Origin of the sequence: Curtobacterium flaccumfaciens pv. betae (genome assembly GCF_026241855.1) — a bacterium.
Taxonomy (GTDB): Bacteria; Actinomycetota; Actinomycetes; order Actinomycetales; family Microbacteriaceae; genus Curtobacterium; species Curtobacterium flaccumfaciens.
On the sequence record NZ_JAPJDC010000001.1, the window covers coordinates 1,451,467 to 1,465,490 of the forward strand.

General features: G+C 70.4%; 12 protein-coding genes. 9 read left to right on the forward strand and 3 right to left on the reverse strand.

Annotated features, from left to right (window positions below; translation table 11 throughout):
* Positions 1–163: 163 nt before the first annotated feature.
* From ORG17_RS06850 to ORG17_RS06860, 3 genes are all read left to right on the forward strand, one after another.
* Positions 164–1,117, forward strand: a complete 954-nt coding sequence (locus ORG17_RS06850; RefSeq protein WP_017886608.1) for an ROK family glucokinase — start codon at positions 164–166, stop codon at positions 1,115–1,117.
* A 50-nt stretch (positions 1,118–1,167) separates the two neighbouring features.
* Positions 1,168–1,893, forward strand: coding sequence for a lysophospholipid acyltransferase family protein (locus tag ORG17_RS06855; protein WP_027465236.1), 726 nt, complete (start codon positions 1,168–1,170; stop codon positions 1,891–1,893).
* A 105-nt stretch (positions 1,894–1,998) separates the two neighbouring features.
* Positions 1,999–3,384, forward strand: a complete 1,386-nt coding sequence (locus ORG17_RS06860) for a class II 3-deoxy-7-phosphoheptulonate synthase (protein ID WP_051596677.1) — start codon at positions 1,999–2,001, stop codon at positions 3,382–3,384.
* A 231-nt stretch (positions 3,385–3,615) separates the two neighbouring features.
* Here the strand turns inward: ORG17_RS06860 and pknB are convergent, their stop codons facing one another.
* Entirely contained in the window at positions 3,616–5,691 is a 2,076-nt protein-coding gene (pknB, locus tag ORG17_RS06865; RefSeq protein WP_214526365.1) for a Stk1 family PASTA domain-containing Ser/Thr kinase, read from the reverse strand.
* 82 nt (positions 5,692–5,773) lie between these two features.
* A complete protein-coding gene (locus ORG17_RS06870; RefSeq protein ID WP_301565244.1) occupies positions 5,774–7,045 on the reverse strand; it encodes a LysM peptidoglycan-binding domain-containing protein in 1,272 nt (423 codons plus the stop codon).
* Positions 7,046–7,217: 172 nt separating this feature from the next.
* Here ORG17_RS06870 and ORG17_RS06875 point away from each other — a divergent pair, with 172 nt between their 5' ends.
* A complete protein-coding gene (locus ORG17_RS06875; RefSeq protein WP_173033316.1) occupies positions 7,218–7,574 on the forward strand; it encodes an Rv2175c family DNA-binding protein in 357 nt (118 codons plus the stop codon).
* 70 nt (positions 7,575–7,644) lie between these two features.
* Here the strand turns inward: ORG17_RS06875 and ORG17_RS06880 are convergent, their stop codons facing one another.
* Positions 7,645–8,763, reverse strand: coding sequence for a polyprenyl synthetase family protein (locus ORG17_RS06880; RefSeq protein WP_027465241.1), 1,119 nt, complete (start codon positions 8,761–8,763; stop codon positions 7,645–7,647).
* Positions 8,764–8,859: 96 nt separating this feature from the next.
* Between ORG17_RS06880 and ORG17_RS06885 the strand changes: the two genes are divergently transcribed.
* The 5 genes from ORG17_RS06885 to ORG17_RS06905 all read left to right on the forward strand — a co-directional run bounded on the left by ORG17_RS06885 (position 8,860) and on the right by ORG17_RS06905 (position 14,021).
* Positions 8,860–9,258 (forward strand): DUF3040 domain-containing protein, encoded by a 399-nt coding sequence (locus tag ORG17_RS06885; RefSeq protein WP_214526364.1) that lies wholly within the window; start codon positions 8,860–8,862, stop codon positions 9,256–9,258.
* 752 nt (positions 9,259–10,010) lie between these two features.
* Positions 10,011–10,442, forward strand: a complete 432-nt coding sequence (gene mraZ / locus ORG17_RS06890) for a division/cell wall cluster transcriptional repressor MraZ (protein WP_017886616.1) — start codon at positions 10,011–10,013, stop codon at positions 10,440–10,442.
* 106 nt (positions 10,443–10,548) lie between these two features.
* On the forward strand, positions 10,549–11,514 hold the full coding sequence (gene rsmH, locus ORG17_RS06895; RefSeq protein WP_071405412.1) for a 16S rRNA (cytosine(1402)-N(4))-methyltransferase RsmH: 966 nt from the start codon (positions 10,549–10,551) through the stop codon (positions 11,512–11,514).
* Between the two features lies 1 nt (position 11,515).
* Entirely contained in the window at positions 11,516–12,202 is a 687-nt protein-coding gene (locus ORG17_RS06900; RefSeq protein WP_214526363.1) for a hypothetical protein, read from the forward strand.
* A gap of 49 nt (positions 12,203–12,251) precedes the next feature.
* Complete coding sequence (locus tag ORG17_RS06905; RefSeq protein ID WP_214526362.1) at positions 12,252–14,021, forward strand: peptidoglycan D,D-transpeptidase FtsI family protein; 1,770 nt, start codon at positions 12,252–12,254, stop codon at positions 14,019–14,021.
* The last annotated feature ends 3 nt before the right edge of the window (positions 14,022–14,024 follow it).

Consider the following 14,024-nt stretch of genomic DNA (forward strand, 5'->3'; position numbering starts at 1 on the left):
GTCGGTGGAGGCGCTGCTGCGTGCAGGACGCTGATCGTTCACGGTGACTCCCTTGTCTGCCGGTTCGACTCGAGTGCGCCTCAACACCGAGGCGACACCGCCAGCATAGGACGCGTCGCCGGGCGTTCCGTGACTTCGCGGCGAACCGGTAGGCTCGTTGCTCGTGCACGCCATCGGAATCGACATCGGGGGCACCAAGATCGCGGGTGCGGTCGTGACGGAACTGGGCGAGATCGTCGCCGAGGACCGCGTGGCCACCAACGCTGCGGACCCGAACGCCATGCTCGACGACGTCGTCTCGATGGTCGAGCGACTCAGCTCGCTCCACCAGGTCGGCGCCGTGGGGGTCGCCGCCCCCGGGTTCATCGACGCCTCGCAGTCGATCGTCTACTACACGCCGAACATCCGGTGGCGGAACGAACCGCTCCGGCAGAAGCTGCAGCAGCGCCTCGGCGACCTGCACATCACGGTGGACAACGACGCGAACGCCGCCGGCTGGGCCGAGTTCCGGTTCGGCGCCGGTCGGCTCGTGTCCGACATGACGATGCTCACCATCGGCACGGGCGTCGGCGGCGCCATCGTGACCGAGGACCGTCTGTTCCGCGGGGGCTTCGGCACCGGCGGCGAGATCGGCCACCTGCGCATCGTCCCGAACGGGCTGCCCTGCGGCTGCGGTGCCCGCGGCTGCATCGAGCAGTACGGCTCGGGTCGTGCCCTGCAGCGCATGGCGAACGACGTCGCCGACGCCGGTGGCATCGGTTCGGCGCTGGCCGACGCCCGCGCCGACAACGGCGGCCAGCTCGACGGCAAGATCGTCGGCGACCTGATCCTGGCCGACGACCCGGGTGCCCTCGCGGCCCTCCGTCGGCTCGGTCGACACCTCGGCGAGGCGTGCGCGTCGCTGTCCGCGGTGCTCGACCCGCAGCTCTTCGTGTTCGGCGGCGGCGTCGCCAGCGCGGGGGACCGGCTGCTCGACCCGATCAAGCAGGCGTACCTCAACAACCTGCCGGCCCGCGGGTACCACCCGGAGCCGGACTTCGTGATCGCCGAACTCGTCAACGACGCCGGCGTCGTCGGTGCCGCCGACCTCGCCCGTATCCACGCCCGCACGGCGTAGGGTCGGGCCACCCACCCGGGCCACCACCTTCTCACCACCTGGAGTCGTCGATGACCTACTGGCTGCTGAAGAACTTCGTGCTCGGCCCGCTCATCCTCACCCTGTTCCGGCCGTGGGTGGTCGGGCGTGAGCACGTGCCCGCCAAGGGCCCGGTCATCTTCGCGTCGAACCACATCTCGTTCATCGACTCGGTGATCCTGCCGGCGGTGCTCGACCGCCGACTCTCGTTCCTGGCGAAGAGCGACTACTTCACCGGCCGCGGGTTGAAGGGCTGGGCGACGAAGACGTTCTTCAACGCCATCGGCCAGTTGCCGATCGACCGCTCCGGCGGCAAGGCGTCCGAGGCATCGCTGCGCACCGGCCTGCAGGTCCTGGCACGCGGTGAGCAGCTCGGCATCTACCCCGAGGGCACCCGCAGCCCCGACGGCAAGCTCTACCGCGGCCGCACCGGCATCGCCCGGATGATCCTCGAGGGGCGCGTGCTCGTCGTCCCCGTCGCCATGGTCGGCACGCGCGAGGTGCAGCAGATCGGTCAGCGCTTCCCGAAGATCAAGCGCGTCGGGGTCGTGTTCGGCAAGCCGCTCGACTTCTCGCGGTTCCAGGGGTTCGAGACCGACCGCTTCATCCTGCGCAGCGTCACGGACGAGGTCATGCACGAGCTCGCCGGCCTGAGCCGACAGGAGTACGTGGACGTCTACGCCACCAGCGTGAAGGAGCGAGCGAGCTCCGCGCGCGAGGCCGTCATGCGGGAACGGAAGTCGACGCCTGCACGTTAGGCTCTGATGGTCCCGGCACCCCGCCAGGACGCCCATCGACGACGCGCGGCCCGGTGCCGGTAGCGCGTCGTCGGGCCGCCCGCACAGAACACCGAGGTAACGCCCTTGTTCGAGTCGACCGACTTCGTCGCCCTGCAGGATCCGGACGTCATCGAGGGGCTCGACTATTGGCGGACGCTCCCGATCAAGCAGCAGCCGACCTGGCCGGACGCCGCCGCTGCCGAGGCCGCTTCGGCCGAGATCGCCACGCTCCCGCCGCTCGTGTTCGCGGGCGAGGTCGACAAGCTGCGCGAGCGGCTCGCCGCCGCCGCTCAGGGCAAGGCCTTCCTGCTGCAGGGCGGTGACTGCGCCGAGACCTTCGCCGGTGCCACCGCCGACTCCATCCGCGACCGGGTCAAGACGATCCTGCAGATGGCCGTCGTGCTGACCTACGGCGCCTCGATGCCCGTCATCAAGATGGGGCGCATGGCCGGGCAGTTCGCAAAGCCCCGCTCGAGCGACTTCGAGACCCGTGGCGACGTCACGCTGCCCGCCTACCGCGGCGACATCGTGAACGGCTACGACTTCACGCCGGAGAGCCGGACGGCCGACCCGCGCCGCCTGGTGCAGGGGTACCACACCGCTGCTTCGACGCTGAACCTCGTCCGTGCCTTCACGCAGGGGGGCTTCGCCGACCTGCGCCAGGTGCACTCGTGGAACAAGGGCTTCGCCTCGAACCCCGCGAACGCCCGCTACGAGCACCTCGCGAAGGAGATCGACCGCGCGATCCGCTTCATGGACGCCTGCGGCGCCGACTTCGAGGCGCTCAAGCACGTCGAGTTCTACGCCTCGCACGAGGGGCTGCTGATGGACTACGAGCGCCCGATGACCCGCATCGACTCGCGCTCCGGCCTGGCGTACGACACGTCCGGTCACTTCATCTGGATCGGTGAGCGCACGCGCGACCTCGACGGCGCCCACGTGGACTTCCTGTCGCGGGTGCGCAACCCGATCGGCGTGAAGCTCGGCCCGACGACGAGCGTCGACGACATGAAGGCGCTCGTCGACAAGCTCGACCCGAACCGTGAGCCGGGTCGCCTGACCTTCATCACGCGGATGGGTGCGGGCAAGATCCGCGACGAGCTGCCCAAGCTGCTCGAGGCGATCAAGGGCATGGACGCCAACCCGCTGTGGGTCACCGACCCGATGCACGGCAACGGCCTGACCACGCCGACGGGCTACAAGACCCGCCGGTTCGACGACGTCGTGGACGAGGTCCTCGGCTTCTTCGAGGCGCACCGCCAGGTCGGCACGTACCCGGGTGGCATGCACGTCGAGCTCACCGGTGACGACGTCACCGAGTGCCTCGGCGGCTCGGAGCACATCGACGAGGCCACCCTCGCCACGCGCTACGAGTCGCTGTGCGACCCGCGCCTGAACCACATGCAGTCCCTCGAGCTCGCCTTCCTGGTGGCCGAGGAACTCGGCGCGCACCAGCCCGACCGCTCGTAACGCAGGAACCGTCTCGCCAAAGCGACGGAACCCCGCGGCATGTTCGCGGGGTTCTGTCGCTTTCGTGTGTCGGACGGGAGGCCCGTGACGGCGCCGCCACGGGCCTCCCGTCCGTCCCGGGGTCGCGTCGACGGCCGAGGATGCGGAGCGTCAGCATCTGCTGCTCGCGAAAGCGACAGTGTGCTGCCGAACGGAGGCGGCACACTGTCGCTTTCGCGACGGTGTCTGCCCCTACTGGTCGTAGGACAGGGTGACCGTGTCGCCGCGGTAGACGGTGGCGCCGGCCCCCGGGTCGGTGCCGGTGACCGGCAGCTTCGACTTCCAGTCGTAGAAGCCGCAGAGGATGTTCGTGCAGTCGGGCACGGAGACCTTGAGGCCGAGGTCCTCGAGGGTCTTCGTCGCCTCGTTGATCGTCGCCCCGACGACGCCGTCCTCGGGCACGGTGATCGGCGTCGGACCCTTCGACACGACGACGTCCACGGCCGACCCGCGCACGGCGGGGGAACCCTGCACGGCGGCGGAGACGATCTGACCGGCTGGCACGGTCTCGCTGTACTCCTCGGTCCGGGCGCCGAGGAGCAGTCCGACGTCGTCGAGTGCGGCGGCGGCCTCGTCGACCGTCTTGCCGACCACATCGGGCACGGGGCCGAGCGAGACGGTCAGCGTGACCTGCCCGGTCTCGCCGTAGGCCTTCACCGTCGTGAGGTCGAGCGGCTTGCCGCCGGACGCGCGACCGGTCGCCGCGACCACGGTGTCCTTCGGGGCGTCGGCGGAGAACTCGTACCGGTCGTCCTGCAGCTCGAAGTCGTCGTCGAGTGCGGCCGTCACGGTGGAGAGCGGCTGCCCGACGATCGCCGGCAGCGGGATCATCCGGGGGCCGTTCGACACGACGATCTGCACCGCCGTGCCCTTCTGCACCTCGCGCTTCGGGGCCGGCTTCGTCGTGGAGACCTGCCCCTTCGCGACGACGGCGTCGAACCGTGTCCCGGTCTTCGACGCCGCCTGCAGGCCCTGTGCTTCGAGCAGCTGCCGGGCCTGCGAGACCGACTTGCCCGTGACTTCCGGGATCCGCACGTTGCCACCCGGCCCCGGGCCGAAGTACCAGCCGAAGCCGGCTCCGATCAGCGCGAGCACGACGACCACGGACAGCAGGATCCAGCCGCGCTTCCGACGCTTCGCCGACTGGTCGGCGAGGCGCTGTCCGGCGGGGGAGAGCACGCCCGGCTGGGCCCCGGTGCGACGGGGGCCCGGGGCGTTGCCGCGTGCACGGGCGGGTGCTCGACCGCGGTCGCCGGTGTCGCGGTCGCCGGAACGGTCGATGATGGCGGTCTCGTCCGCAGCTGCGGCTCCTGCGGCTCCTGCGGCCGCTGCGGCCGCTGCGGCGCCGAGCGTGCCGGCACCACCGGAGGGCAGGATCGCGGTGCCGTTCTCGGGCCGGAGCACGGCGGTGCGGTACTGGCCGGTCGCACGCTGCTGGTTGCCCGCCATGTGGTCGAGCATCTCGCGGGCGTCGCGTGGGCGGTCCTCGGGGTCGCGTGCGGTCGACCAGGCGACCAGCTCGTCGAGCTCCGGCGGCACCCCGGACACGGCGGCGCTCGGTGCCGGCACGGAGTCGTTGGCGTGCTGGTAAGCGATCTGCATCGGCTGCTCGCCCTTGTAGGGCTGCTCGCCGGTGAGCATCTCGTAGAGCATGATGCCGAGCGCGTAGATGTCGCTGCGCGAGTCGGCGGCGCCGCGGGTCACGAGCTCGGGGGACAGGTAGGCGATCGTGCCGAGCAGGGCCGCGCCGGTCGCCGTGTTCGCGGTCGTGGCCCGGGCCAGGCCGAAGTCGCCGAGCTTGATGCGGCCGTCGTCGGCGAGCAGGACGTTCTCGGGCTTCAGGTCGCGGTGCACGATCCCGGCGCGGTGGGCCGAGGCGAGGCCGGCCAGCACGGCGCGCAGGATGTCGGTCGCCTGCTCGGGCGTCAGGGCGTGGTGCTCCTGCAGCAGGTCCCGCAGCGTGATGCCGGGGATGTACTCCATGACGATGTAGGCGATCTCGCCCTCGGCGCCCTGGTCGTACACGCCCACCAGGTTCGGGTGCGACAGCCGGGCCGCCGATCGGGCCTCCTGGATGAAGCGCTCACGGAAGGCCTGGTCGTCGGCCAGGTGCCCGTGCATGGTCTTGATCGCGACGCGTCGCTCGAGGCGCACGTCGGTCGCGAGGTAGACGGTCGCCATGCCCCCGCGCGCGATGCGGGAGCGGACGCGGTACCGCTGATCGATCATGCGACCGATCATCGGATCCGTGGCGGCGTTGGTGGTCATCGGCGGCATTCTACGAATCGGAACCGCACTCGGACGCACCGGCGCACCGCCCGTGACCCAATCTCGATCTTCCGGATGAGGCTCAGAGCGTCGCCAGCCAGCCCTGGGCGGCGCTCGCCCAGGTGGCGTAGGCCTTCGGGTAGGCGGAGAGCTGCACGGCCTGGGCCGCGTCGGTGATGCTCATCGAGGACCAACCGGGCACGTCGAGCAGGCCGCGGGTCTTGCCGGCGTTCGGGTTGTGTCGCCCGCCGAAGAACAGCGCGGTGGCGTGCGCCGGGTCCTGCAGCTTCAGCGCGCTGCCCCAACCCTGGCTCGGACGCTGCTGGAACAGGCCGACCGAGTCGCGGTCGCCGTGCGGCAGGTTCCGGAGGCTCGACTCCTGCATCGCGGCGGCGAGGGCCACGACGATGCCCCGGTCCGGGACGCCCAGCGATCGACCGACGGCCACGATGGTCGCGGCGTTCTGGCGCTGCTCGGCGCTCAGGCCGACGGCACCGCTGACCGCCGCACTCGCGGAGACCGCGGGCGCGGCGGTGGCGTTCGACGACGGGATCACGAGCGTCTTGCCGGCGTAGATCGTGCTCGTGTACGACAACCCGTTCGCCGACAGGAGCGACTTGACGGAGACGTGGTGCGCGGCGGCGATCGAGGCCACGGTGTCTCCGGCGCTGATCTTCACGCTCGTCTTCGTCGACGGAGCCGAGGCGGTGGACGCCGACGGCGTCGATGACGTTCCGTGCGGCACCCGGAGCGTCTGCCCGGGGTAGATGACGCTGCGCTGCGACAGCTTGTTCGCGCTGAGGAGCGCAGTGGTCGACACGCCGACGCGGGACGCGATGCCGGAGACGGTGTCGCCCTGCTTCACGTGGTAGCTCGAGGTGTCCGAGCCGGAGCCGCCGGTCGACCCGGAGGTCCGCACCGATGCGGTGGTGACGGCGGGCGTCGATGCCAGGTGGAGCGTCTGCCCGGGGTGGATGATCGTGTTCCAGCCGAGGCCGTTGCGCACGAGGATCTCCTGCGCCGACAGGCCGAAGCGGGCGGCGATGCCCGAGACCGTGTCGCCGTGGTGGACGGTGTAGTTCGTGGGGGCCTTCGTGGTGGCGGCGACCGTCCGCACGACGGTCTGCGTCGGCCGGGCGACGGCGGTGCCGAACACGGGGCGGTCGGTCACGGCGCGGTCCTGGTCGACGTGGCGCTTGTGGTTCGCGTCGGCGTCGTCGTGCCGCGGCTCGGCGTGCGCGATCGGGCCGGTCAGGCCGGCGGTCACCGCGATCGTGCCCGCGAGGACGATGGGCATGGTGGCGAACCGGGCGGATCGTGCGCGCCGGGCGACTTCGTCTGCAGCGTGGTCCACGGGTTTCTCCTGATCTCGACTGAGCCGTGCGCACGCGTGCGCGCACTCACAGGTGCCACAACGCTGGCATGGCCTGATTCCCAAGTCAACCAGAGAGTCAGATGGGGTGGATGTGACGAATGTGACGAACGAGGCGGATTCACTCCGGCGGTCACTCTGGCACCATGGGCGTGTGAGTGCCGCACCCGCAGACGACCTGTCCCTCTCCGAACGCTGGCTGACCGTCCCCGAGCTGGTGGACATGTTCAGCACGAGCCCCGGACGGATCCACCGACTCTTCGAGCAGAAGACCCTGCTGGCAGCCCGCGTCGGCGGTGTGCTGCGCGTGCCGGTCGAGTTCCTCGAGGACGGGGAGCCGATGCCCGAGCTCCGCGGCACGCTGATCGTGCTCGGCGACAACGGCTTCACCGACGACGAGGCGGTGCGCTGGATGCTCACCGTCGACGACGCGATGGGCACCACGCCGATCGCGGCGCTCCGCGCCGGCCGCAAGGCCGAGGTGCGTCGCGTCGCCCAGTCGCTGCTCTAGACGCCATCCGGACGGACAGGAGGCCCGTGGCGGTGTCGCCACGGGCCTCCCTTCTGTCCTGGCCTCGCGCCTAGGACGACCGGCGGCTGACCGTGTCGGCCAGCGACGCGAGCTGCTCGCGCGCCGACGGCGTCAGCGGCGAGGCGTCGAGCGCCGCCTTGGCACGCTGGACGTGCCGCTCGATCGACCGCTCCACGGCGGCCACGGCGCCCGACTCGGTGAGGGTCGCGCGGAGCATCTGCACCTGCTCCTCGTCGAGGTCGGGGTCTCCGAGGAGCTCGTCCAGGAGCTGCCGCGGGCCGTTCGCCAGCGTCTTGCGCGCCGAGGCGATGAGGACGGTGCGCTTGCCCTCTCGTAGGTCGTCGCCGGCCGGCTTGCCGGTGACCTCGGGATCGCCGAAGACCCCGAGCATGTCGTCGCGGAGCTGGTACGCCACGCCGAGGGGGAGCCCGAAGGCGCGGAGGCCCTCGAGCTGGGAGTCGCTCGCGCCGGCCACGAGGGCACCGATGACCAGCGGGGCCTCGATCGAGTACTTCGCCGACTTGAAGACGATGACGCGCTGGGCGCGGAGCAGGTGCTCGGACTCGTCGATGACCGGCCAGGCGGTCTCCTCGTGCACGTCGAGGTACTGCCCCGCCGTGACGTCGAGGCGCATCGCGTGGAACTCCTGGCGGACGATGCGGGCCCGCACCGGGTCGAGGAGCGCGAGGCCCTCGTCGAAGACCGAGTCGCTCAGCGAGAGCAGCAGGTCGCCGAGGAGCAGCGCGGAGTTCGTGCCGTACTGCCCGCGGTCGCCGACGAAGCCGGACTCCTCGTGCAGGGACTCGAAGCGGCGGTGCGCGGCCGGACGCCCGCGGCGGGTGTCCGAGCGGTCCATGATGTCGTCGTGCACCAGGGCGGCGGCGTGGAAGACCTCGAGCGCGGCGGCGACCGTGACGACCGCCTCGGCCGTGGTCTGCCGGGACCCTTCGGCCAGCGGGTCGAACGAGCCCGAACGGCCCGCCACCGACTGCCATCCCCAGTAGCAGAACAGTGCCCGGAAGCGCTTGCCGCCGGACAACAGGTCTCGTGCGTACCGGTCGAACGGCGCGAGGTCGGGGCTGATCGCGAGGAGCCGTTCACGCTGCTCGTCGAGTGCCCGGTCGATACGCGCCGATACGAGGTCCACTAATCGCGTACTCTCAGCCACGATCCCTACCCTAGTGGAGTGGTCGAGGCATAGAATCGGTCCACTCAACCCGCGTTTTTCAACCCCGCGTCGATCCCAGGAACAGAGGGAACCAAGATGCCGCTCTCGGAACAGGAGCAGCGCCTTCTCGAAGAGATGGAGCGCAGCCTCTACCAGAACGATTCCGATTTCGTGGCTCGTGTCACACGTCGACAGGGTCGTCCGACGTACACAGCCATCACGCTCGGGGTCCTCGGCGCACTCGCCGGGGTCGCCATCGTCATCGTCGGCCTCGTCATCAAGGCGCCGCTGCTGGGCATCCTCGGCTTCGTCGTGATGCTCGCCGGTGTCCTGTTCGCGCTGCGCCCGGGCATGCGTGCCCCGAAGGCGAAGCCCGCTCGGCCGGGCAAGCCCGCGTCCGGTGGGTCTGCGCGTCCGTCCGGCGGTGGCGGTGGCGGTGGATCCTTCATGGACCGGATGAACGAGCGCTGGGACAAGCGCAACGACCAGAGCTAGTAAACGACCAGAGTCAGTAGCTGACAGGAGTCAGCAGGACTCCCTCCACACTCCTCCACGGGGTCGGCCTTCGGGTCGGCCCCGTTTCGTGTTTCCGGGGGTGGGATCGTGCCGCGCGAGTGGTCACGACACGCCGCGTGCGGGTTGCCGATGGCGCGGGAACTGTCGGCTGGGTCCCGCGCGAGCGACGGTTCGTGACCACTCGGTGTCGTGGCGGCGGCACGTCGTGACCGCGCGCTGACCGGAAGCCGGGCGTGGTGGGGCCGACCATGCGCCCGCGTGGGCAACGTGGCGAGGGTGGGGTGGGCCTCCAGGCCGGGGTGGACCGTCGCCGCGTGCGTGCGTGCGCGAGTGGTCACGACATGCCGCGTGCGGGTCGCCGAAGGTGCGGGAACTGTCGGCTGGGGCCAGCGCGGGCGACGGTTCGCGACCACTCGGTGTCGCGGCGGCGGCACGTCGTGACCGTGCGCTGACCGGAAGCCGGGCGTGGCGGAGCCGCCCCTGAACCCGCGGCGCGCCCCGGGGTGCTCCACCGGCTGCGAAAGTCCTCCACTTTCCTCCACGTCATCTCCGGTGCTGTCGAACCGCATGATTCCGGGCCTTGGAGGTCGTCGCTGCCTGGTCCATTCCGGTCTGCGTGCCCCCAGTAGGGGTGTCGAGGGCTGAAATGGGAGCGGAATCCTGGGCTTGGGGAGGGGAGTGGAGTAAAGTGGGGCTCGCAACGGTCCGGTGGAGCGGAGGGGAGGCCCGACGTGCTGCTCGGTACTCATGCCCCGAAGCTCGACGAGAAGGGTCGCGTGATCCTCCCCGCCAAGTTCCGGGACGAACTGTCCGGCGGGCTCGTGATGACCCGCGGCCAGGAACGCTGCGTCGTGGTCTTCAGTGCCCGGACGTTCGAGGAACTCCACGAGCGCATCCGGACCGCCCCGATGACGTCGAAGCGCACCAGGGACTACATGCGTCTGTTCCTCTCGGGGGCCAGCGCCGAACAGCCCGACAAGCAGAACCGCGTGACGATCCCGCAGAACCTCCGCGAGTACGCGGGGCTCGAGCGGGACCTCACGGTCATCGGCAGCGGTGACCGTGCCGAGATCTGGTCCACCCCCGCGTGGGAGGCCTACTACGCCGAAGCCGAAGAGGCATTCGCCGACAACGACGAGGAGGTGATCCCGGGGATCTTCTGATCCGCGGATCGGGACTCCCAGCCGTGAAGCCCTGACGCCACTTCCCCGGTGTCAGGTCGCATGGATGGGGATCCGGACCCACGGCCCAGGAGACGAGGGGCTGCACATGGCCGACAACGACAACGAGACGCCACGCTTCCCGCACACGCCGGTGATGCTCCAGCGCATCGTCGACCTGTTCACGCCGACGCTCGAGGGCCCGGGCAAGGTCGTCGTCGACGCCACGCTCGGCATGGGCGGCCACTCCGAGGGTCTGCTCGAGCGGTTCCCGGAGCTCACGCTCATCGGGCTCGACCGGGACACCGACGCACTCGGCATCGCGGGGGAGCGCCTGGCCCGCTTCGGTGACCGCGTCCGGCTCGTGCACACCGTGTACGACGGCATCGTCGACGCGATCGAGGGCGAGGGCTTCACGAAGGTCGACGGCGTGCTCTTCGACCTCGGCGTGAGCTCGCTGCAGCTCGACCGGGCCGAGCGCGGGTTCGCGTACAGCCAGGACGCCCCGCTCGACATGCGGATGGACCGGACCGAGGGGCAGACCGCCGCCGACGTCCTGGCCACCTACGACGAGGGCGAACTCCGCCGCATCTTCCAGCGCTACGGCGAGGAGAAGCTCGCCGGCCGCTACGCCCGAGCGATCGTCGAGCGGCGGGCGACGAAGCCGTTCGAGATGTCCGGCGACCTGGTCCAGGTGCTGCACGACGCGACCCCGGTCGCCATCCAGCGCCAGGGGCACCCGGCCAAGCGCGTCTTCCAGGCGCTCCGCATCGAGGTCAACGCCGAACTCAGCGTGCTCGAGCGGGCGATCCCGGCGGCGCTCGACGCCATCGCGGTCGGCGGTCGGATCGTCGTCGAGTCGTACCAGTCCCTCGAGGACCGCATCGTCAAGCGGGCACTGGTGGAGCGCACGAAGTCGAGCGCCCCCGCCGGCCTACCGGTGGAGCTGCCCGAGCACGCCCCCACCTTCTCCCTGATCGTCAAGGGCGCCGAGCTGGCCGACGAGGCCGAACGCGCCGCCAACCCCCGAGCAACCCCCGTGCGCCTGCGCGCGGCCGAGCGGATCCGGAACTGACATGAGCACGAACCTCGCACTCGTCGACCCTGCGGTCGTCCCGTCGCGGGCCCCGCGCCCCGACCGTCAGCGCCGCCCCGAGCTGGTCGAGGTCACCCCGACCGCGGCCCAGCGCCGGGCACGCCCCCGCATCGGGTACGCCGTGGTGGCCGTCGCCGCGCTCGGGATCCTGCTGCTGGCCCAGCTCGGCATCAGCATGGTGCTCAGCCAGGGCGCCTACACGCTCAACTCGCTGTCGACCGAGCAGACGAACCTGTCCCGCACGCAGCAGTCGCTGTCCGAGCAGCTCCGGGTCCTCGACTCGCCGCAGAACCTGGCCCGCAACGCCCAGTCGCTCGGCATGATCGCCAACTCGACGCCGGTGTACCTCGACCCGAAGACCGGTCGGGTGTACGGCACGCCGACCCCGGCGAAGCCCGACGAGGCCACGGCGTCCACCGAGAACCAGGTGCCGAACTCACTGCTGAGCGACGTGCCGCTGGCCACGAAGCCGGGGGACACCTCCACCAGCAAGGAGACCGGCACGACGGGCACGTCGAGCACGAAGGACACGGCGGGCGCCACAGGATCCGCGGACGGCACCGCCACGTCTGAGAAGACGAGCGGCGCCAGCGCGTCGGACCAGGGGACGGCGAAGTCGTCCGTAGAGTCCGACTCGAACCCGCTCCAGGCGCCCTCCACCCGGTGACCGGCGGGTCCGCCGCACCCTCAGCACCGCCCGGGAAGGACCGTACCGCGTGACGAAGACGATCCGCAACCGACGCCTGCGCTACAGCATCGTGATGCTCGCCGTGATCGCCCTCGTCGGGGCGTTCGTGGTGCGGCTCGTCGACATCCAGGTCGTCCAGGCGTCGGAGCTGAACAAGGCGTCGGCGCAGAAGCGCAGCATCCCCGTGACGATCTACGGCACGCGCGGGTCGATCGTGGACCGCAACGGCACCGAACTCGCCGACAGCGTCACCCGGTACAACATCACGACCTCGCCGCGCCTGGTGAAGGGCTTCAAGGGCAAGCTCGGCGGCACCCGCATCAAGGACGTCAGTGTCGGCACCGCCCTGAGTGCGCTGGCGAAGGCGTCCGGCGGTGACGTCGCGACCATGCGGAAGAACATCGCCGCGAACCCGAAGTCCGACTTCGCGTACCTGGTCAAGGGCCTGGACGTGCAGCACTACGAGGCCGTGCGCGCGCTCGGCATCCCCTGGCTGTACCCGGAGCCACAGGCGGCGCGGGTGTACCCGACGGGTGCGACGACGGGCAACCTCACCGGCTTCATGGGCACGGACGGCGCCCAGGCCGGCCTGGAGTACTCCTACAACCAGTGCCTGGCGGGCACGAACGGCTCCGAGACGTACGAGCGTGGCGAGGATGGCGTGCAGCTCCCGGGCAGCACCGTGACCACGAAGAAGGCCAAGGACGGCGGCACACTAGAAACGACCATCGACAGCGACCTGCAGTACATGGCGATGCAGACCATCGCGTCCGCCGCCAAGACCCTGCAGGCGGAGTCCGCGACGGCGACGGTCACGAGCGTCAAGACGGGTGAGCTGCTGGCGGTCGCCGACTACCCGACGGTGGACCCGAACGACGTCGACGCCACGACCGACAAGGGCGCCTTCGGTTCCCGCGCCCTGACCGCGTCGTACGAGCCGGGCTCCACGATCAAGGCCGCCATCGCCGCCGCGCTGCTCGACCAGGGCAAGTCGAGCCCCACCGACCAGGCCGTCGTGCCGTACTCGCGCACGTTCCCCTGGGGCGGCACGATCCACGACTCCGAGTTCCACGCCACCGAGAACCTCACGCTGACCGGCATCCTGCAGAACTCGTCGAACGTCGGCATCACCGAGCTCGGCGCACGGCTGACATCGCAGCAGCGCTTCGACTACATGAAGAAGTTCGGGCTGTTCGAGCCGGAGACGGCCATCGACTACCCGGGCCAGCCCTCGATGGACTACGGCACCACCCCGAACTGGGACCAGCAGACGAACATCAACTCGATGTTCGGCCAGGGCATCTCGACCACGGCGGTGCAGGTCGCGAGCGTGTTCCAGACCATCGCGAACGATGGTGTCCGGATCCCGCTGCACTTCGTCAAGGGCTGCACCACGGCGGACGGCAAGACGATCGACGCGCCCGACGTGCAGAAGCAGCGGGTCGTCTCCGCAGCCGCCGCCACGCAGGTCACCGGCATGCTGCAGAGCGTCGTCACGGGTGGCACGCTGGTGGGGATGAAGCCGATCTCCGGCTACAACATCGCCGCGAAGACGGGGACCGCCGAGGTGGCCGAGGGGTCGCAGGGCTACGGCGGTCAGCGCATCACGTCGGTGGCCGGAATGGCACCCGCCGAAGACCCCCAGTATGTTGTCACGGTGACGTTCACGAAGCCGCAGACCAACAAGTGGTCCAGCGGAGCGGCTCCGGCGTTCCGCACACTCATGTCCCAGGTGCTCGAGAAGTACCGAGTAGCCCCCTCCGCGTCCGAGGCGAAGCTCTACCCGTCCACGTGGTGAGGA